Annotated in this window: 21 protein-coding genes and 1 tRNA gene; 8 read left to right on the top strand and 14 right to left on the bottom strand. The window is 55.4% G+C overall.

Going from position 1 to position 18597, the window contains the following annotated elements:
* The 7 genes from PMI32_RS17585 to PMI32_RS17555 form a co-directional block, all read right to left on the bottom strand.
* On the bottom strand, nt 1-107 hold a 107-nt coding region (locus PMI32_RS17585), incomplete at its 3' end, for an RbsD/FucU domain-containing protein (protein WP_008028225.1).
* A complete protein-coding gene (gene rbsK, locus PMI32_RS17580; protein WP_008028227.1) occupies nt 104-1021 on the bottom strand; it encodes a ribokinase in 918 nt (305 codons plus the stop codon). The genes PMI32_RS17585 and rbsK, both read right to left, overlap by 4 nt.
* A gap of 41 nt (nt 1022-1062) precedes the next feature.
* Complete coding sequence (locus PMI32_RS17575; protein WP_008028229.1) at nt 1063-2082, bottom strand: LacI family DNA-binding transcriptional regulator; 1020 nt, start codon at nt 2080-2082, stop codon at nt 1063-1065.
* 3 nt (nt 2083-2085) lie between these two features.
* Complete coding sequence (locus PMI32_RS17570; protein ID WP_008028232.1) at nt 2086-3063, bottom strand: ABC transporter permease; 978 nt, start codon at nt 3061-3063, stop codon at nt 2086-2088.
* Nucleotides 3060-4613, bottom strand: a complete 1554-nt coding sequence (locus tag PMI32_RS17565) for a sugar ABC transporter ATP-binding protein (protein ID WP_008028233.1) — start codon at nt 4611-4613, stop codon at nt 3060-3062. The genes PMI32_RS17570 and PMI32_RS17565 overlap by 4 nt, the downstream gene beginning before the upstream one ends.
* Before the next feature lie 56 nt (nt 4614-4669).
* Nucleotides 4670-5623 (bottom strand): sugar ABC transporter substrate-binding protein, encoded by a 954-nt coding sequence (locus PMI32_RS17560; protein ID WP_008028234.1) that lies wholly within the window; start codon nt 5621-5623, stop codon nt 4670-4672.
* 187 nt (nt 5624-5810) lie between these two features.
* Nucleotides 5811-6266, bottom strand: coding sequence for a hypothetical protein (locus PMI32_RS17555; protein WP_008028235.1), 456 nt, complete (start codon nt 6264-6266; stop codon nt 5811-5813).
* A gap of 352 nt (nt 6267-6618) precedes the next feature.
* Between PMI32_RS17555 and PMI32_RS17550 the strand changes: the two genes are divergently transcribed.
* The 3 genes from PMI32_RS17550 (at nt 6619) to PMI32_RS17540 (ending at nt 8849) form a co-directional block, all read left to right on the top strand.
* On the top strand, nt 6619-7707 hold the full coding sequence (locus PMI32_RS17550) for an asparaginase (protein ID WP_008028237.1): 1089 nt from the start codon (nt 6619-6621) through the stop codon (nt 7705-7707).
* Nucleotides 7708-7864: 157 nt separating this feature from the next.
* A complete protein-coding gene (locus PMI32_RS17545) occupies nt 7865-8155 on the top strand; it encodes a DUF1654 domain-containing protein (RefSeq protein ID WP_008028238.1) in 291 nt (96 codons plus the stop codon).
* 4 nt (nt 8156-8159) lie between these two features.
* Nucleotides 8160-8849, top strand: a complete 690-nt coding sequence (locus PMI32_RS17540) for an endonuclease (RefSeq protein ID WP_008028239.1) — start codon at nt 8160-8162, stop codon at nt 8847-8849.
* 101 nt (nt 8850-8950) lie between these two features.
* Here the strand turns inward: PMI32_RS17540 and PMI32_RS17535 are convergent, their stop codons facing one another.
* Nucleotides 8951-9316 carry an SPOR domain-containing protein gene (locus tag PMI32_RS17535; RefSeq protein WP_008028240.1) on the bottom strand — a complete coding sequence of 122 codons (366 nt, stop codon included), beginning with the start codon at nt 9314-9316 and terminating at the stop codon, nt 8951-8953.
* 250 nt (nt 9317-9566) lie between these two features.
* Here PMI32_RS17535 and csrA point away from each other — a divergent pair, with 250 nt between their 5' ends.
* Nucleotides 9567-9758 (top strand): carbon storage regulator CsrA, encoded by a 192-nt coding sequence (csrA, locus tag PMI32_RS17530; protein WP_008028241.1) that lies wholly within the window; start codon nt 9567-9569, stop codon nt 9756-9758.
* A gap of 185 nt (nt 9759-9943) precedes the next feature.
* Here csrA and PMI32_RS17525 read toward each other — a convergent pair whose 3' ends face one another.
* Both PMI32_RS17525 and PMI32_RS0128775 read right to left on the bottom strand, forming a co-directional pair.
* On the bottom strand, nt 9944-10399 hold the full coding sequence (locus tag PMI32_RS17525; protein WP_008028242.1) for a DUF2214 family protein: 456 nt from the start codon (nt 10397-10399) through the stop codon (nt 9944-9946).
* Between the two features lie 287 nt (nt 10400-10686).
* Nucleotides 10687-10785: transfer RNA gene (locus PMI32_RS0128775), tRNA-Val, on the bottom strand.
* 23 nt (nt 10786-10808) lie between these two features.
* Between PMI32_RS0128775 and PMI32_RS17520 the strand changes: the two genes are divergently transcribed.
* Nucleotides 10809-11765 (top strand): tyrosine-type recombinase/integrase, encoded by a 957-nt coding sequence (locus tag PMI32_RS17520; protein ID WP_008028243.1) that lies wholly within the window; start codon nt 10809-10811, stop codon nt 11763-11765.
* A 497-nt stretch (nt 11766-12262) separates the two neighbouring features.
* Complete coding sequence (locus PMI32_RS17515; protein ID WP_008028244.1) at nt 12263-13744, top strand: DEAD/DEAH box helicase; 1482 nt, start codon at nt 12263-12265, stop codon at nt 13742-13744.
* A gap of 285 nt (nt 13745-14029) precedes the next feature.
* Here the strand turns inward: PMI32_RS17515 and PMI32_RS17510 are convergent, their stop codons facing one another.
* Complete coding sequence (locus PMI32_RS17510) at nt 14030-14488, bottom strand: hypothetical protein (protein ID WP_008028245.1); 459 nt, start codon at nt 14486-14488, stop codon at nt 14030-14032.
* 33 nt (nt 14489-14521) lie between these two features.
* Complete coding sequence (locus PMI32_RS17505) at nt 14522-14836, bottom strand: hypothetical protein (RefSeq protein WP_008028246.1); 315 nt, start codon at nt 14834-14836, stop codon at nt 14522-14524.
* A 120-nt stretch (nt 14837-14956) separates the two neighbouring features.
* On the opposite strand from PMI32_RS17505, the gene PMI32_RS0128780 reads away from it, so the two are divergent.
* Nucleotides 14957-15175, top strand: coding sequence for a helix-turn-helix domain-containing protein (locus PMI32_RS0128780; protein WP_081501763.1), 219 nt, complete (start codon nt 14957-14959; stop codon nt 15173-15175).
* Nucleotides 15176-15339: 164 nt separating this feature from the next.
* Nucleotides 15340-15966 (top strand): recombinase family protein, encoded by a 627-nt coding sequence (locus PMI32_RS17500; protein WP_008028247.1) that lies wholly within the window; start codon nt 15340-15342, stop codon nt 15964-15966.
* 360 nt (nt 15967-16326) lie between these two features.
* Here the strand turns inward: PMI32_RS17500 and PMI32_RS17495 are convergent, their stop codons facing one another.
* Nucleotides 16327-16758, bottom strand: a complete 432-nt coding sequence (locus PMI32_RS17495; RefSeq protein WP_032828711.1) for a hypothetical protein — start codon at nt 16756-16758, stop codon at nt 16327-16329.
* Nucleotides 16759-17252: 494 nt separating this feature from the next.
* Nucleotides 17253-18422 (bottom strand): polymorphic toxin type 44 domain-containing protein, encoded by a 1170-nt coding sequence (locus tag PMI32_RS17485; RefSeq protein WP_008028251.1) that lies wholly within the window; start codon nt 18420-18422, stop codon nt 17253-17255.
* Nucleotides 18423-18597 lie beyond the last annotated feature (175 nt).

The following is an 18597-nucleotide window of genomic DNA, read 5'->3' on the forward strand; positions in this document are numbered from 1 at the left end:
CCCGGCGGAACCGGAAGGCCGGCATCGCCAATCACGACCATGTCGCCATGCCCCAGGGAAGCGATCAGTCGCGACAGCGCGATGTTGAGCAACGGTGTTTTTTTCATGGTGCTTTAAAGGCCTGTACGTCGGACAAAGTGGGGATCGAGGGTTGCGCGCCGGCACGGGTCACTGACAGCGCCGCAGCGACCTGGCCGAAACGGATCGCTTGCGCCTCGTTTTTACCTGCGGCCAGTGCGGCAGCAAAACCGCCGACAAAGGTATCGCCCGCCGCCGTGGTATCGACCGCCTTTACCTTCGGCGCAGGAAAGTGTTCGAAGCTGTTGCCATTGGCAAACAGCGAGCCTTGGGCACCGAGGGTGATGATCACCTTGCCGGCCCCCATGGCGATCAATCGGGTCGCCGCGACTTCGGCGGTTTCCAGTGAATCCACCGGCAAACCGCTAAGGGCCGAGGCTTCGCTCTCGTTAGGGATCAGATAGTCGATGGCCGCATACCAGTCTGCCGGCAACGGTCGGCTGGCGGGCGCCGGGTTGAGAATCACGGTTTTACCCAGTTCACGACCGCGCTTGAGCGCATGACCGACCGTGGCATCCGGCACTTCGAGCTGACAGATGATCACATCCGCTGCCTGCAACACCGCATCGAAGCGGTCAATCACTGCCGGCGTCAGTGCACCGTTGGCACCGGCGACAATCACGATCGCGTTCTGGCTGTTGTCATCGACTACGATCAACGCCACACCGCTGGCACCATCGACGGTGCTGACCGCCTGACAATCGATACGGTCGGCCAACAGCGCTCCGCGCAGCTCCTCGCCATAGGCATCGCTGCCCACGCAACCGACCATCGACACCTGCGCACCCAGTCGCGCCGCAGCAACCGCCTGATTCGCACCCTTGCCACCGGAGACCGTGGCAAACGACTCACCAATCAGCGTTTCACCGCCACGGGGCAGCCGGGAGGCCCGGGTCACCAGGTCCATGTTCAGGCTGCCTATCACCACTACTTTTGCTGGCATACATCACTACTCATAAATGCAATTTCAACGGTGCTTTCTGTTTAACGGAAGTGGGCAAACACACCGGCCAGCGGCGCAGTCGATTCGCGCAGGACAATACTGGGCGTCACGATCCGTTGATCGGTGGCCATAGCCGGGGTGGCGATCCTGCGCAACAGCACTTCGGCCGCCATCTCGCCGAGCTGCAGGATCGACTGGCCCACGGTGGTCAGCGCCGGATAGACATAACGGCTCATCTGGATATCGTCGAAGCCAATCACCGACAGTTCGCTCGGCACACGAATATTGCGCTCGGCGGCGGCGCGCAACACGCCGATGCCGATCATGTCGTTACCGGCGAAGATGGCGCTGGGCGGGTTGTTTTCCAGGAGGATCGCAGCCGCGCTGTAACCGCCGGTACTGGTGAAGTCGCTTTCCAGTATGCGTTCGTGAGGCACTTCGACGCCCGCCTCTTTCAAGGCGCGGCAATAACCTGCCAGACGCATTTGCGCGACGCTGGTACTGGCCGGCCCGCCAATGGTGGCGATATCCCGATGCCCCAATTCCAGAAGATGGCGGGTCGCCAGATAAGCGCCGTATTCGTGATCGATGCGCACCAGGTCCGCATCAACCCCTTCCAGCCCTCGGTCGACAATCACCATCGGCGTGCGCACGCCCGCCAGACCTTCTGCCAGCACCGCATCCCCACCGGCCGACGCCACGATCAGTCCGTCAATGCGTTTTTCCAGCAACACGCGCAGGTAGCTGCGTTGCTTGTCGGGGTTGTCATCGGAGTTGCAGAGGATCACGCAATAGCCATTACGCTCGCAGTAATCCTCGATGCCCCGCGCCAGCTCGGCGAAGTATGGGTTGAGGCTGTTGGGCACCAACAGACCGATGGTCGCGGTGGTCTTGGCTTTTAATGAGCGGGCCACGGCACTGGGCACGTAGTCGAGACTTTTGATTGCCGCTTCGACCTTGATCCGCACTTCTTCGCTGACGGGCCGGGTCTTGTTCACCACATGGGAAACCGTGGTGTAGGAAATCCCCGCGAGCGCTGCCACATCCTTGATTGTTGCCATGACTCAGGTCCGCCGGCTTGCGCGCTGACTGCGATAGGTATCAAGCACCACCGCCACCACGATGACCGCGCCGGTGATGATGCGTTTGGTCGGCTCGGTTGCACCGATCTGCGCCAGACCGGCCGCCAGTACCGAGATGATCAACACCCCGAAAAACGTGCTGATGACCGAACCGCGCCCGCCCATCAGGCTGGTACCGCCAATCACCACCGCGGCGATCACTTGCAGTTCCAGGCCGGAGCCGGCATTCGGGTCCGCCGCCTCCAGGCGGGAAATCTGGAACAGCGCGGCGATACCGGCCAGCAGCCCCATCAGACTGAACACCAGAATCTTGTAGGGTTTCGGATTGATCCCTGCCAGACGCACGGCTTCTTCGTTGGTGCCGATGCCGATCAGATAGCGACCGAACACCGTGCGAGTCAACACGGCCTGGGCAATGAAGATGATGAGCAAGGCAATGATGAACGACGGCGAAATGCCGAAGGCGATCGGGTTGGACAGCCAGGCAAAGGCATCACCGATATAGGCGGTGCGCGAGCCGGTCATCTGATACGCCACACCACGCGCCATTTCCAGCACGCCGAGGGAGACGATGAACGAAGGAATCCGCCACGCCACGGTGATCGAACCGGTGATCGTCCCCGCCAATGCGGCGGCCGCCATACCGAGCAATGCTGCCGGCAATACGCTCCAGCCCCAGCCGAGAATCGCCACGCTGACCGTCGACGCCGCGAGTGCCAGCACCGAGCCCACCGACAGGTCGATGCCGCCGATGATCAACACAAACGTCATGCCGACCGCCAGCACCATCAAGTCCGGAATCTGGTTGGCCAGGGTGCTGAACGTGTCGTAAGACAGAAAATGGCTGCTCAGGACCGAGAACAGCGCGACCATCGCCAGCAAGGCACCGGCCAGGCCCAGATAGGTGCCGAGGCCGTAAAAATTGCCACTACGTTTACCGGCAGATGTTGCAGTTTTCATGGAAGATCCCTAGGCGCTGCTTCGTTGAGCAGCGCATCACGTTTTTGATAGCCGGCAAAAGCAGCGGCAAGCAAGTCATCCTGGGTCCAGCTGTCGCGCTCGAATGTCTCGATCAGGCGCCCCGCCGACAGCACGCCGATGCGGTCGCAAATCAGCATCAGTTCGCGCAGGTCGCTGGACACCACCACCAGCGCCTTGCCCTGACGAGTCAGCTCACCGAGCAGTGCATAAATGTCGAATTTGGCGCCGACGTCGATGCCGCGAGTCGGCTCATCGAACAGCAACACCGAACAATCGCGCTCCAGCCAACGGCCGATCACGACTTTCTGCTGATTGCCGCCGGACAGCTCCGAGACCAACTGCGTCGGGCTGGAACTGCGGATGCGCATGGCGTCGATCTGACGCTGAGCCAACGACATCTCGTCACCGTTGTTGACGAAACCGCCGCGGGAAATCTCCGGCATGTTACCCAGAGCAATATTCGCGCTGATCGATTGCGTCAGCAGCAAGCCCTCGCCCTTGCGGTCTTCGGTGATCAGGGCAATGCCGTGACCGACCGCGTCCGCCGGCGAACGAATACTCACGACCTGTGCCGGCGAACCCAGCGCAACCGTGCCGCTGTCCGCGGTATCGGCGCCGAAGATCAGGCGTAGCAACTCGGTGCGCCCTGCTCCGATCAAACCGGAAATCCCGTAGATCTCGCCGGCGCGCACTTCAAAGGAGACATCGCGCACTTTGTCGGAGCGGGTCAGCCCCTTGACCGTCAACGCTGGTGCGCCGATGTTGCGCGGGCCCATGTCGATGTGTTCACCGAGTTCACGGCCAACCATCAAGGTCACCAATTGCTCACTGTTGTAGTTGGCCATCGGCTCGACACAAACCAGATTGCCGTCGCGCAACACCGCAATACGCTGAGCCACCCGCGCCAGCTCTTCGAGACGATGGGAGATATAGATGATCGACACGCCACGAGCTTGCAGGCGCGTGATTTGCTCGAACAGCATTTCGACTTCACGGGCCGTCAGCATCGCGGTCGGTTCGTCGAGGATCAGCACATGGCAATCGCCGATCAGGTTGCGGGCGATCTCGACCATTTGCTGGTGACCGATGCCCAGTTCGCCGACGAGGGTGTCCGGATCGATCGCATCGAGCCCGACCTGAGCCATGGCTTCGATCGCGGCCTTGCGCAATTGCTTGCGGCTGATCCAGCCGCCGTTGCTGGGCAGGTTATCGAGAAACAGGTTTTCCGCCACCGACAGGGTCGGCAACAGATTGAGTTCCTGCATGACCATGCGAATGCCCAGGTCTTCAGCCTGGGTACGGCTGCCGGGGCGGTAATCCTGCCCCTGGAATTGCATCTGGCCGGTGGTCGGCGTGACCAATCCACCAATGATCTTCGACAGCGTGCTTTTGCCGGCGCCGTTCTCGCCGGTCAGCGCCAACACTTCGCCGCGCATCAGCGTCAGGTCGATACCGGTGAGGACAGGCTGCGCGTAGGTCTTGCCGATACCGCTGACCGAGAGGACAGCGTTCGGAGCGCAAACAGACATAAAAACTCTCCATGCGCTCGCCCGGACGGGCGAGCACCGTTGTGTCGCCAGTAGGACTACTTGGTAACCAGCTCTACCGGAGTTTCGATTACGCCGTTGGTGCCGCTGTCGACTTTCTCACCCTTGACGATCTTCAGCGCCGTCTCGATGCCGAACACGGCTTGCCTGGCAGCGAACTGGTCAGCGGTGGCCAGGACACGGCCATCCTTGAGCATCGGTTTGATGGCGTTGATGTTGTCGTAGCCGACCACTTGCACCTTGCCGGCCTTGCCCGCGGCACGCACGGCAGACACTGCGCCGACAGCCATGCTGTCGTTGCCGGCCAGCAAGGCTTTGACTTGCGGGTATTCGCTGAGGATAGACGCGGCGACCTTGTTGCCTTTATCGATTTCCCAATCACCGGATTGCAGGGACACGACCTTGATCTGCGCCGCTTCCATCGCATCCTTGAAACCTGCAGTGCGAGCCTGGGCGTTGGTGGTGGTAGACACACCTTCGATGATGCCGACTTCGTCACCGGCCTTCAGCTGCTTGGCCAGGTACTCACCCACCAGACGCGCACCCTTGCGGTTGTCCGGGCCTACGAACGGAACATTGATGTTTTTGCTTTTGACGACCGCTGGGTCCAGCTGGTTATCGATGTTGACCACAGTGATGCCGGCATCGATGGCTTTCTTGATCACCGGGACCATGGCCTTCGAGTCAGCAGGCGCGATCACCAGTGCATTGACCTTGGCCAGAATCATTTGCTCGACGATACGTGTCTGGCCCGCAGTGTCCGTTTCGTCCTTGATGCCGTTGGAGATCAGGTCGAAATCGGCGGAGTGATCTTTCTGGTAGGCCTTGGCGCCGTCTTCCATGGTCAGGAAGAATTCGTTGGCCAGGGATTTCATCACCAGTGCGACTTTGGGTTTTTCAGTGTCGGCGAAGGCCGAGGAGACAGGCAACGCGGCGGATGCGGCAGCCAGCATAGCGACAGCGAGAAGACGTCCAGCGAATGGCAGCTTCATGGGTTCACTCCGATCTTATGATTATTCTTGAGCAACGCTTGCGCTGGCGTATGTTTCACCGCGTTTGCCGATGGAACAGGCCATCGGCAGTGCCGCGCAAACGTTTGCGTAGACCGAACTATGCGAATCCTGCCGCTATTTGTCAACGACCGAAAAGCACGCTTTGTGCTTCCGGTAACAGAACCGGTTATGCCGTAGTGCTGATCACACTACCCGCGCTGGAGCCCTTGGCCAGTTCTTTGACCAGATTACCTGTGACCTCCGACAGCGCCCCGCTGGTGTTGGCAATTTGCCCCTGAATCGACATGACGACAGCCGTTTTGGCTTCCGGCGTCGTATAAGGCGCCGCTTGAGCCGCCGCCAATTGTTGCTGCTGTTCGCGCAGTTGCTGCTGCAGTTCCTGCATACGCTTGAGCAACATCTTCACCGCGACGCTTTGGTCACCGCCGCTGTCACTGTCCGTTTTCGTTTCGTTTGCCGCGCCGCCACCGGTCCGGACCTTGGTTGCGCCACCCTCCTCCTCGGTACCCAACGCCAGTGTCGAAGCCTCGGAAGTTGATTCGCTCAAGGCGTTGATCGTTGCGGTGGATTTGCCACCGATGGTGATTGCGCCTGCATTGGGAAAGCCGATCGAAAACGACATGTGAACTCCTGAATAAAAAGATCCTTCAGAGAGGCATCGACCTGCGCGCGGGTTTCTTTAGCAATGATTTGCCATCTGGCAAGAAGACCTGCTCAACAGAAGTCGTAGCCCTTTTCGGAGAGCCGAACGCAAATAACAAACATATTCGGAAAACCGGACAACAGGACGTTTAAACCTCGTTCAACACAGTCCGAATAATTGATACAAATCATTGGGTTAAAGCTATTTTTCATTTCCAGACATGACTGGTACAGATCCTGCTCCCTCTCATTCACCCCAGACATTCAGATCTGTCCGGGGCGCATCTAGATGAACCTGCATCCGCACCGTCTCACTACTAGAGAGAAAAATAATGACATCTGCTTTCAAGACTTTTGTTCCGGGCGCCTTGGCCCTCCTGCTACTCCTTCCGACAGCCCTTCAGGCGAAAGAAGTCGAAACCAAACAGAAACTGGCGAACGTGGTGATCCTGGCCACCGGCGGCACCATTGCCGGCGCGGGCGCCAGCGCCGCCAACAGCGCGACGTATCAAGCGGCGAAAGTCGGCATCGAACAGTTGATCGCCGGCGTTCCGGAACTGAGCCAATTGGCCAATGTTCGCGGCGAACAGGTCATGCAGATCGCCTCCGAAAGCATTACCAACGACAACCTGCTGCAATTGGGTCGTCGCGTGGCCGAACTGGCTGACAGCAAAGACGTCGATGGCATCGTCATCACCCACGGCACCGACACCCTGGAAGAAACTGCCTACTTCCTGAACCTGGTGGAAAAAACCGACAAGCCGATCATCGTCGTGGGCTCCATGCGCCCAGGCACCGCGATGTCCGCAGACGGCATGCTGAACCTGTACAACGCCGTGGCCGTAGCCGGCAGCAAAGACGCGCGCGGCAAAGGCGTACTGGTGACCATGAACGATGAAATCCAGTCGGGTCGCGACGTCAGCAAGATGATCAACATCAAGACCGAGGCGTTTAAAAGTGCCTGGGGTCCTCTCGGCATGGTGGTCGAAGGCAAATCCTACTGGTTCCGCCTGCCGGCCAAGCGTCACACCATGGACTCGGAGTTCGACATCAAGAACATCAAGAGCCTGCCTGACGTCGAAATCGCCTATTCCTACGGCAACGTGAGTGATACCGCCTACAAAGCGCTGCATCAATCCGGCGCCAAAGCCATCATCCACGCGGGCACCGGCAACGGTTCGGTGTCTTCGCGCGTGGTTCCAGCCCTGCAAGCCCTGCGCAAGGATGGCGTGCAAATCATTCGTTCCTCCCACGTCAACGCCGGTGGCTTCGTATTGCGTAACGCCGAACAGCCTGACGACAAGTACGACTGGGTTGTGGCCCATGACCTGAACCCACAGAAGGCCCGCATCCTGGCCATGGTCGCGCTGACCAAGACCAATGACAGCAAAGAGCTGCAACGGATGTTCTGGGAATACTGATTCGCCATCGCCCGACCTGTTCCGGTCGGGCACCGCTTTCACCACTCGCCCACTGCGGCGAGTGGCCTCCTATCTGATAAAAAAAACTCCTTCGTCCTACATCAATCGGGAAAAACTGCTGTCAGAGGATTTTCTTGAATTTTAAGCAGTTGCGAAAATGCCTACAGTTAAATACTGTATGCACGTACAGCTTAATAAGGACAATTCCGTGGCCACCACCTCTGCCTCTCCTGACACCTATGTACGCATGGGTATGCGCGTTCAGAAAATCATCAACTCCCCCACCGCCCAGAAAGCCAAGGCGGCCCTGATCTTCCGACTTCCGGACGAGCCAGTGGATGAGTGGGAGCAATTACTCGAAGAAATCGACGAAAACGACAACGTCACCCTCGCCTACCGCGACGATGGCGGTGTGCAGATTTTCTGGGTTGTGCCGAAGGAAGATTGAGTCAATGAGTGTCCGTTTTTTTGCTTTGCTGTTTTTGCTCTTCGCGATGGGCGCGCAGGCTGACGCCCCGCGCACCTTCAACGAAGCCAAGAAAGTCGCCTGGAAACTGTACGCCCCGCAATCCACCGAGTTCTATTGCGGCTGTAAATACACCGGCAACAAGGTGGACCTGTCGGCCTGCGGTTATGTGCCACGCAAAAATGCCAAGCGCGCTTCGCGCATCGAGTGGGAGCACATTGTCCCCGCCTGGCAGATCGGCCATCAGCGTCAGTGCTGGCAGGAAGGCGGACGCAAGAACTGCACGCGCTACGACCCGACTTACCAGAAGGCCGAGGCCGACTTGCATAATCTGGTGCCGAGCATCGGCGAGGTGAATGGTGATCGCAGCAATTTCAGTTTTGGCTGGTTGCCGGAGCAATCGGGCCAATACGGTTCGTGCCTGACCCAGGTCGACTTCAAGGCAAAAAAGGTCATGCCCCGCCCTTCCATTCGCGGCATGATCGCCCGGACGTACTTTTACATGAGCAAGCAGTACGGTTTGCGCCTGTCGAAACAGGATCGGCAACTGTACGAAGCATGGAACAAAACCTATCCGGTACAGGCCTGGGAACGTCAGCGCAACCAGAGCGTGGCGTGCGTGATGGGGCGCGGCAACGAGTTTGTCGGGCCGGTGGACATGAAAGCGTGCGGTTAAGCGCTTGTTGAAAACAAAAAGGCCTGGGATTGAATGCCCCAGGCCTTTTTCGTTTTCAATCGTGCTGCTGGCGCCCAAGCGTTTGGGCGACCAATGACGCCTTACTGAGTCACCGGATGCTCGATGACCAGCAGTTCGATGTTCTGTTTTTTCGCCCGGGTCAGCGCCGCGCGCACTTCTGCCTGCTTGGCTTCAGCTTCGGCTTTGGAATTGAATGGCCCCATCAGGATGCGGGTCTTGCCATTTTCCTTGATCACGCTGGAAACGAAACTGTGCTCGATCAGCCAGCCACTCAGGTCGCTGACAGCCTGGGTTATTTCACCTCGCACTTCCAGATCCCACTGCGGCGCAGATACCGCCGCCGGTGCTGCCGCCACGGCTGGCTGCGGCTTTGGCGCATCAGCGCGCTTATCCTCACCGCATCCCGCCAATGCCAGTACTGCGATTACCAAAGCCATTTTGCGCACAACGCTTCCCTCTGAATGCCGAAAGCGGAGATTTTAACACCCATGAATACTTCTCGAGTGCCGCAAAATGGGCGCAAAACAACGAGAATCATGGAGGCGGCCTCTGTATAGTTACGCCTTGGGAATCAATGCAGCATCTGCGCGTCAGAAAGAGGCACCCAAACCGTGAAACTTCGCACTAATCTATACATACCACCGACCTCTGCACTGTCCGAATCAGGTGCCCTACAAAGCAATCAAGGAGAAGACCATGCTGATACTCACCCGCAAAGTCGGTGAAAGCATAAATATTGGCGATGACATTACGATCACCATTCTGGGCGTAAGCGGTCAGCAAGTCAGAATTGGCATCAACGCCCCGAAAGACGTTGCGGTGCACCGCGAAGAAATCTATCAGCGCATTCAGGCTGGCCTGACCGCCCCGGACAAGCCGCAATCCTGAATCCTGCTGCAGTCAGTAGCCAGCCTGTTCGCCCCCGGACCACGGCTGGCTAAAGATTCACGCACAGCGATCACTCCTGCATCCCACCCCATCCCCGAACGTGAAGCCGATACTACCGGCATGTCTCACGTCATGGCTGTCGGACGTTTCGGATTAAGCCTGGGGAAGTATGCATTCATACTCGGCTAACCAAACGTTACTCCCCGCGCCATTCCCGTGGCCGCCACGACCATCAGCATCACCAATAGCGCTTCGATATGGCTGATCCGCGCAAACAACTTCGATCGACCGACATCAATGGCTGCGCCGCGCGCCTGCGCAATCCGCCACTTGATCAGCGTGATCATCGGCGCAATTTCAAGCAGCAGGATGAGAACGAAAAGCGTCATCTTCAGATGGAACAGCGGCTGGTGAAGATAGTAGTCAGTGCCCTTTTCGTACCCGGCAAAGGCTCGCATCCCACCGGTGATCAGCAGAATGACCGCTGAAATGCCCCACAGATTATCTGCAATCAAGACGCTGCGCGCCTCACCCAGCCCCGAGGCCAGCCGCCGAAAAGCACTGCCGCGGGTCAGAACGGCCCAGAAACCCAGGGCGAACGCCAAGAGATGAATCGCCGCAAAAAACCAGTGGGCAAACATCGAGAGACTCCAGTCAGGTTTGAGTTGGATCAGCCTGTCAGTAGTAGCCCATAAAATCGGGGATTGCCTGCTCAGCTATTATCGCTTGCACGGGTGGTGATTGCTGGCCCTCTCCTCGACGTCCTCGTCGGATCAAGCAACAAAGCAGTAACGCCCTCCCCCATCAAAGCGGAAAGAACACCGCGATGTGTCCAGGACTTGCGATCCGTTTAGCAAATCGCAGACAACAAAAAAGGGCCCACCTTTCGGTGAGCCCTTCTAGACCGCCCAGCAGAGCGGATTTTGTTTGGTAGGCGCGATTGGACTCGAACCAACGACCCCCACCATGTCAAGGTCTGCTTGAGCAAGCTGCAAGCCTTGGTGCTCAAGAGCTTCACAGAACGCCCATTCACATTATGAGGCGTCAACAATGGCTAATTTCCGCTTACTTCCGTCCGGCAACTGGAACGCTCAGGTACGGGTAAAGGGTAAATCTCCACAGTCGAAAACCTTCAGCACCAAAGCTGAAGCAGAGTTATGGGCGAACCAGATCGAAGCCGTGACGATGGATCGCAAGCATCACACTATATATACGTTGGGCATGACCTACTGCGAGACGATGCTCAAGGGTAAAGGCAGCTACGACCACGCACTGAAGATCGTGGAGCATCTGGGCAGACACTTCACGCAGCCCATTCACGAAATCACGCCACAGATGATCAACGACTTCAAGATCATGAGATTGAAGAAGGTGAAGCCAGCCACATGCAGAATTCAACTCGCCTTCATGTCGCGGTTCTACCGATTCGCAAAACGCGGCTTGCTGATCGACATTCACAACCCTGTCAGTGATATCGCACTCCCCAAGCCTGATCGGTCTTCAGACAAGGTGATTAGTGCAAGCGAGCTTGAGCGATTGCTGGCGAAGCTGTCACCCATCATGAAACCCATTGTCGAACTGGCCTATGAGACTGCCATGCGGCGCTCTGAAATCCTGAAGCTGACTAAAGACTGCCTGCACCTCAAAGATCGTATTGCCGATGTGATCGATGGAAAGAACGGTACACGGTCAGTTCCCCTCACCCACCGTGCAGTGGAAATTCTTCAGATCGCCCAACTCTGGGCCACTGTGGAACGTCATCCACATGGCATGATCTTCACTGTCACTCCACACGCCGTATCTCAGGCAGTGCGATTGGCACGAGTCAAGGCGGGCTTAGACAGTAGTGTCCGGCTGCACCAGCTCAGGCACACCAGAATCACCAACGTGGCAAAGAAGGGATTCAATAACGCTCAAATCATGATCGTCTCAGGGCACAGGGATACTCGATCCGTGGCGCGTTACTCCCACCTAAATGTCAGGGACGTGCTGCACCTCATCGACTGATCAAATGAAACGAGCTGCCACCCAAGGAGTGCTAATGGGCGGCAGTTCTCCCATTCAAAGACAAGCGGTTAACGGAAACCGTCGGAAGCATCAATGAGTATGTCCTTTCCACCTGCGTCGGAAACCCATTGGAAACCATAGGTAAACTCCATAAAAACCTGCATCACTTTCGTCATTCTCCAAGCACTCACTTCCGTTCTGCCCAGTGCTTACTGGCTTACATGGCTGTCTGGATTAAGCAAGGGCCATTCTCTCCCACTGAAAACCGGTTTCGCAACACTGGTCAATTTAGAAAGTCAATAGGACGGATTGACTTATTACCTAGAAAGTGTATGATGATCGCCTGTCTCGACGGACAGACCGACACCTCGAATAGCCTCACACGAACACTGTTACGACAGGGTTTTAGATGAGGCTTTTTTGTGGGCATCGAATAACCAACTGGCACAACCCGAGGGCTTGCCTACTGAAATGAACTTGAACAAGGAGAAAAAACAATGCCATTCATCGCCCGCAACAAAGCAATTCATACCGCACTAGCTGCCCCCGGTGCAGGAAAAACAGAAAGCTTCATCCAGCATGCTCCCCGCTTGCTATCTGAAGGCAAGTGTATCGTGCTGGCGCTACCAACTATCAAGCTGACTGACAGTATCGTCCAACGCTGCAAAGGCATCGCCTTCCGAGTAGTCAACTCAACAACTTGCCAACCCGTTGGCCCTGTGCTGGCATCTGCACTTAGGGAAAAGTGCGACCATTTCTTGATCACGACTCATGAAAGTCTCTTTCAGGTTGAGCCTCGCCTATTAAATGGATGGATAGTGGTCGTCGACGAGATTCCGCAGGTTCTTTCACTGCCCTACTATTGGTTCGACCCTATCGAGCTGGGAAGCATTCATGTCGTCGCGTATGAGAGCGAAGGACAACTATTCCTCCGTGAAGAGCAAAAGGTGGGAGTCGAGTTCGCCCTTGAAACTCATCGGGCTGCTGCTGTTGCCGCTGACCGTACATCCATGCTGAGCAAGGCGGGCGCGATCATCTTCCAATCCCTACTTCTAGGCAAAACTGTTTTTATCGACTCCGCAACAGACTCTGGGAATCGATGCATTCGACCAATTCTGGAGCTGGACTGTTGGTCACGGTTTACGGCAGCCGAAGAGGTTCATGTACTTGGAGCCAACGTGAAAGGGGGACTATTCGATAGCTTTGCTCAAGTGCACGGATTCACCTTTACACGTTCGATGTTCACGCCCGACTTCGCAGGATATCAGTGCCCAACCACCATCTATCCACTGTTTCCTCAAGGCAAGAAGTACAGTAAATCAGCGGTACTGACGACCTTGAACGGGGAGAGAACCCAAAAACATGATGGTGGTGAGCCAAGACAGATCATCGACGCACTGCTGAATACAGCCCTATCTAAAGCAGGAAGCAAACCCCTGCTCTTCAAAAATGAATGGGCCGATTTTCGTTGGCTGCCAAAGGGGCAAGCCACAGTTTGCACGATGGACAGTCGCGGGCTGAATGACTATATGATTGCAACCGATGCAATCCTTTTGTTTGGTGGCAACCCATCTCCAGCCGAGCAATGCGGATTGGATTACCTCGCCAAGAAGTACGACCGCATTTTCACTGATGCGTTTGTAACGACTCGGCTACTGGAGGTAAGTCTCCAAGCAGTTACTCGCACAGCTATTCGTGTCAGTGGCAATACACAGCCAATTCGGCTGTTTGTTCAGGATGAACGGGTAGCCAACTACTTGGTATCGACGTACATGCCCCACGCTCTCATTGACTGGAGCCTGTCACTGGAAGCACCCGTACTTGAGGATCGCAGAACGACAGAAGACCCTCGCAGGCAAAAAGTTCACGAGCTATTTGCACAGAAAAAGACAAACGCTGATGTAGTCGCCATCACCGGAATTCATCGCAATACCGCCTCGGCTTGGAGAAAAGCTTGGCGGGAATCACAGGTAGCATGATTGGTTAATGGATTTTCTGCGTATCGCAACCCTGTGGAGTCAGAGGCACATTTCGCACTGACCCACAGTTGCACACCTACCCTAAGGAACTCTTAAGGAAAGATGTGCAGCTTGTATTACTGAGCTGGCTACGAACTACAGCTTTTATCGCTGACATATTTGCACGGTCAAGGCAAAGCCTGCGACTGACTTTTTCCAGAGAGGCGGATTCCACATGAATGAATTTAATCCGCCAATCACTTCCTAGCATAATCAACCTACAGCTACGCATTGCCTGTGCTAACGCTACACTCCGCCTGCGGTCGCAAAAACAGACTCAAATCTTGAGGTCGTGAACGTGCGCTTTGGTAGGGTTCCAATTTTTACCGATACGCTTTTCTTGGTCATGAACTCGCCTTTCAGGACAACCCCTTCCTCCTCCGTGGCCGGTATCAACTCCTTGTAGTATTCATCCGTGCACTTCCCGGAGAAGCTCAATGTCTTACCATTCACGACACCCTGAGCTTTGAAGGTCGACTCCCCGCTAGGGCACGCACCCTCACCGCTAACGATGTAGGCCAGACGCATACCCTCATCGCTAGGGATGAGACGAATGTAGGTGTTCTTACTTTCTTTACTTATTACCGTTGCCTTGTTGGACCAACCGAGGGACCAGTAGCTCGAACTCAAATCCTCACCCGCGAAAACTGACGAGGACAAACAAGCAGCAATAATCAGTGCAATTTTTTGGGTATGTATTTGCATACGCCCCCCTGTGCATGACTGGTCAGTTAATAATCAACGAAGAAATTTCTCAGAGGTGTTAGCTGTCTTACCGCTTGGTAACAGAATGAGTGCACCTACACCATCCTCCTCCGGCTCGATCAAGCTCACCTTTATTGCGGTTGAGATGATCCGGCACTTTCCAGAGGTAAGGAGTTGCCCGGCTGCACCTTCGTCTTGATCTGTGGATGCTTCGACCATGTCACTCCAGTCACCAGCCTTAGAACAGATGACAGAGCCAGCAATCAACGTGCGTTTAGGGTAGGTATCAGCCATGGCAGCGGATGCAAGGAGGGAAAGCCCACATAGCACGTAGGTAGCAAACTTCATTAGCAAAGTCCTTTGAGGTTGTTCGGAGACGCAAAATCGCGGCCCATGATGCCATCGCAATACAGCCAATGTCACGATTAGTGTGTTCACGATCAGTGATCGTTGCCACACGATATATGGATGTATTCACCCTCCATCCGCAAAGCCTTCGGTACACGCATACGGGAACTTCGTCTTGCCACTGGCATGACGCAAGAAGCTTTCGCAGACCATTGCGGTTTTGCTCGAACCTATATGTCCCGTGTTGAGACAGGCGGCGCCAACCCCAGCCTCGACGCCATCAAGGTGTTCGCTGATGCCTTGAGCATCGACCTATCGGCTCTGTTCGAAGGCTTGTAAAGATTCACACAGGCACACCCAGCCCCACAAACCACTATCAGAGAAGTAGACCTATCCGGTAGTGCGATAGAGGCAGGGAAATAACTATCAATAGCCTATTGATGATAGATATATGATTTGTTTATCATTTGACTATCAAACCGAATGACAAAGGATAACCACCCATGAATGCCCACTTGTACCTACGTGCATCGACCAAAGATCAAGACGCCAATCGTGCAAGAGTTGCCCTTGAATCGTTCGCTACCGAGAAAGGATTGAGCATCGTTGGCGTGTACGCAGAAAACATCAGTGGGACCAAGCTCAACCGTCCTGAGCTGCTCGCCTTGCTCGATACTGCCGAGAGTGGAGACGTGCTATTGGTTGAGTCCGTAGACCGCCTCAGCCGCCTCTCACAGACTGATTGGGACACTCTCAAAGCTACCATCAAGGCCAAGGGTTTGCGGTTGGTTGTAGCTGATTTGCCTACCAGTCACATGCTGGTTGAAGCCAAAGGAATCACAGGTCAAATCATGGATGTGATCAACAACATGCTGATTGATTTGATGGCCACCATGGCACGACTGGATCAAGAGAAGCGTGTTGAACGCATCAAGCAGGGTTTGGAAAACAAGAAGGCTGCTGACCCTGAATGGAAGCCATCAGGCAAAGGAAGGAACGCTGCCAAGTGGGCAAAGGTACAGACGCTGATGGAGAAGTACCCAACGATGTCCGCTGAGATGATCGCCAAGCAAGCTGACTGTGGTGTTGCAACGGTGTACAGGATCAAAAAAGAATCGAAGGCGGCCTAACGCTGGCTATTGCACAGATGCTTCTGTGCAAGCTATCCGGGGCCACGTACCTCATGTTATTTGTGGTGCTCTTTGGGCGTTTCTGGGCAAGCCCACTGCTCGATGCTTAGCACCGCTTGAAAAACTGCAAGAATTACTTTCCAAGCTCGACAGCCAAACGCATGTTGAAGTGCATCGGAAATTTTGACGGCGGCAAGGAATCTGATTGGAACGAGTCATGTAGAATACCCACCGCTCGTTCACACCTTCAGTTTAACCGCCGTGCAGGATGACAGTCCCTAGGTGTGAGCGGGTCACCAAGATCATTCTCGCTACTAATGGTCGAAGCTCTGGCGAAAAATGGGATTGGTCAAAATCGGCCTAATGCACAGATATCCAGCCGTGGCTTTGGTATGAGTCCCACACCTTGGTTGCGAGATAGCAGAGAAGACCAGTGGCCAGAAGGTAGTTACGCACTTTGTACCAGTGGTGCGACTCACGACTGTCCCTGAGTCTTTGTAGGCAATATGCCCTTAGCTGTGGATCCTTTTCTTCAAGTGCAGCCGCGTTCATTCGTAGAGCTGCAATGGTCGATTCAATCCGCTTGAACCCACAGATGGCACTTGTTGCAAACACCAGCAGACTACCGAGCAGGAACGTTTCTTTGTTCACGCCGATTTGGGCGTAAGGGTTGGTTTGAGCAAGGTAGGCACAGATGGCTAACGTGACACCCAGAATGAAGTAGTCCAACTTGCTCGCTGCTTCGTTATGCATTGTTGTCAGTAGTTGTACTGGGTTTTGTTGTCCTGACATTTTCAATCCCTGAGGCGGTGTGTTCCGCTGAGATTACTCGGTGGCTTGGCCCGCTGTCATCTTCACGCGTTGGGCCAGTTTCTGGAATATCACCTTATGGTTTCGCCGTGTCCGTGGTGCACTGCTGCAAGCGATCAGTGTCCGTGCCGCTTCCTTCACTGGTATCAATGTCGCCGTTCGCATCAAGGTAGATATGAGTCGTCGGCCACTTCGGGGTGACATTAACGCAATGGTTGCGAGTCTTTTTGCCCCACCAGTAGAACTCCATAAAGAAGTTTTCGTCTGGGAAGATGTGGCCTAAGTCTAACGACGATTCGCCGGGGTACAACCCCCCGCGACCACTCCTATAGATCCTGTTCTGTGTATTCCAGACGCACCCAAGCTTTTCCGTCGCATCCTCTGAGTAGTGGACGATTACTGTGGGGGTTGCGATATACCAGAACGCAAACGGGGAGAGCAATAGGAGTAGGAGCACGGAGAATATCCGCCCATATCTAATTGGTTTCGCATTTGTGCTCACTTACACCGTCCCCCCATTCCTCTGGCGATACTGCCAATACTTCGTCCATGACCATCTTGGCTGTAATGCCTCCGTTGGGGTGCTGTTTGTAGAGCTTTACACCGATACCAATCGATATCCGGTCAGGAGCATCGTCCCAAGCCCGTAGCCCGTCAACATCTTCTGAGCGATGGGGGCCGGGGAGTGGTTTTCTACCTGTGTTCGGTGTGACCAGTTCTTTAAATTTCCGTATAGAGTCTGAGGCAATTTGCTCACCCCCTGCACCGTCCGAGAGAACGCTTTCTGAAAACCCAGCGGCCATACCTACATAACCGTAGTGGACGTTCGACCAGATGTCGTAAAAGTAGTCGTAGGCACCTTGTTTGTGCCGGGGCTTGCCGCCGAAGAGTTTCAGCAATGTGGGCTTGTGGTCCCATGGGCGATTTTGTCCAACGCGCTCCGTCCAGATGGCGAAAGCCTTCGCCTTCTTTCCAAGTGCCAAGCTGTAGAAGTCAGGCCCCGAACCCATCCTGAGATACAGCGGAAGTTCTTCATACCTCTTCGTCTCTGCTGCCGCATCGTAGCTATTTAGGTCAATCATCTGGCGAACATACGGGCTATTGATGTTGGTGTTCATCTCACCAGCGATGTAGCTGGCCAGTTCTTGCATTTGGTCAGGTTCATTGCAAACAGCGGGGTCGGACTTTGGCTCAGCCTTCGTTTCCGGCTGCTTAGCGGCTGCCTTGGGATCTACCAACGCATTTGCAGCGGTTGCCTTCTCTGTCAGCTTCGGATCAGCCAGCAATGTGGCCATTTTCTCATCGTCCACAGTGCAATCTGGGCGGAATGCACCGAGTGCCATGAAGTTGATGATCGTTGCACCGCCAGCGCCCCCCATTACAAACCCACCACCGACATCGCCTGATCCGGTGATGATTGTTCCGCCATGGCTGGTGGGACTGCCTAAGTGAGCCATAGGCCTCCCGTTCACTTGAATCGAGGGAAACCCGGTAGTGATAACAGCGCCACAGCCACAGGTATCGCCAACACGTGCAGAGCCCATGAAGTTGATATTCGTGTCAGCGGAGGCAGAGGCTATCGGGGTGGTGCCATGACCGGGCATTGGGCAGACATGTTTGTCACCCAGTCGTGCAGAAGAAATCATGAATCGTCCTTGAATCGTTGCGGGGAATTCCAGCCTGTAGCTGGGGCAGAATGACGTTACCGGGAAGCTCAAGCACTGGCTGTAGGACAAATCCCAAAAGCTATGCTGAAAACTCCCTGATCCATTTCATTTGCTGAGGTGCGGAGGATATCGGGTTGGAATCGGGTGTTGAATG

The organism is Pseudomonas sp. GM60 (genome assembly GCF_000282415.1).
Taxonomy (GTDB): domain Bacteria; phylum Pseudomonadota; class Gammaproteobacteria; order Pseudomonadales; family Pseudomonadaceae; genus Aquipseudomonas; species Aquipseudomonas migulae.

Excerpts from the sequence above, each read along its gene's own strand:
- rbsK (WP_008028227.1), bottom strand. The coding sequence starts at position 1,021 with ATGCCAGCAAAAGTAGTGGTGATAGGCAGCCTGAACATGGACCTGGTG.
- PMI32_RS17575 (WP_008028229.1), bottom strand. The coding sequence starts at position 2,082 with ATGGCAACAATCAAGGATGTGGCAGCGCTCGCGGGGATTTCCTACACC.
- PMI32_RS17570 (WP_008028232.1), bottom strand. The coding sequence starts at position 3,063 with ATGAAAACTGCAACATCTGCCGGTAAACGTAGTGGCAATTTTTACGGC.
- PMI32_RS17565 (WP_008028233.1), bottom strand. The coding sequence starts at position 4,613 with ATGTCTGTTTGCGCTCCGAACGCTGTCCTCTCGGTCAGCGGTATCGGC.
- PMI32_RS17560 (WP_008028234.1), bottom strand. The coding sequence starts at position 5,623 with ATGAAGCTGCCATTCGCTGGACGTCTTCTCGCTGTCGCTATGCTGGCT.
- PMI32_RS17555 (WP_008028235.1), bottom strand. The coding sequence starts at position 6,266 with ATGTCGTTTTCGATCGGCTTTCCCAATGCAGGCGCAATCACCATCGGT.
- PMI32_RS17550 (WP_008028237.1), top strand. The coding sequence starts at position 6,619 with ATGACATCTGCTTTCAAGACTTTTGTTCCGGGCGCCTTGGCCCTCCTG.
- PMI32_RS17545 (WP_008028238.1), top strand. The coding sequence starts at position 7,865 with ATGCCTACAGTTAAATACTGTATGCACGTACAGCTTAATAAGGACAAT.
- PMI32_RS17540 (WP_008028239.1), top strand. The coding sequence starts at position 8,160 with ATGAGTGTCCGTTTTTTTGCTTTGCTGTTTTTGCTCTTCGCGATGGGC.
- csrA (WP_008028241.1), top strand. The coding sequence starts at position 9,567 with ATGCTGATACTCACCCGCAAAGTCGGTGAAAGCATAAATATTGGCGAT.
- PMI32_RS17525 (WP_008028242.1), bottom strand. The coding sequence starts at position 10,399 with ATGTTTGCCCACTGGTTTTTTGCGGCGATTCATCTCTTGGCGTTCGCC.
- PMI32_RS17520 (WP_008028243.1), top strand. The coding sequence starts at position 10,809 with ATGGCTAATTTCCGCTTACTTCCGTCCGGCAACTGGAACGCTCAGGTA.
- PMI32_RS17515 (WP_008028244.1), top strand. The coding sequence starts at position 12,263 with ATGCCATTCATCGCCCGCAACAAAGCAATTCATACCGCACTAGCTGCC.
- PMI32_RS17510 (WP_008028245.1), bottom strand. The coding sequence starts at position 14,488 with ATGCAAATACATACCCAAAAAATTGCACTGATTATTGCTGCTTGTTTG.
- PMI32_RS17505 (WP_008028246.1), bottom strand. The coding sequence starts at position 14,836 with ATGAAGTTTGCTACCTACGTGCTATGTGGGCTTTCCCTCCTTGCATCC.
- PMI32_RS0128780 (WP_081501763.1), top strand. The coding sequence starts at position 14,957 with ATGTATTCACCCTCCATCCGCAAAGCCTTCGGTACACGCATACGGGAA.
- PMI32_RS17500 (WP_008028247.1), top strand. The coding sequence starts at position 15,340 with ATGAATGCCCACTTGTACCTACGTGCATCGACCAAAGATCAAGACGCC.
- PMI32_RS17495 (WP_032828711.1), bottom strand. The coding sequence starts at position 16,758 with ATGTCAGGACAACAAAACCCAGTACAACTACTGACAACAATGCATAAC.
- PMI32_RS17485 (WP_008028251.1), bottom strand. The coding sequence starts at position 18,422 with ATGATTTCTTCTGCACGACTGGGTGACAAACATGTCTGCCCAATGCCC.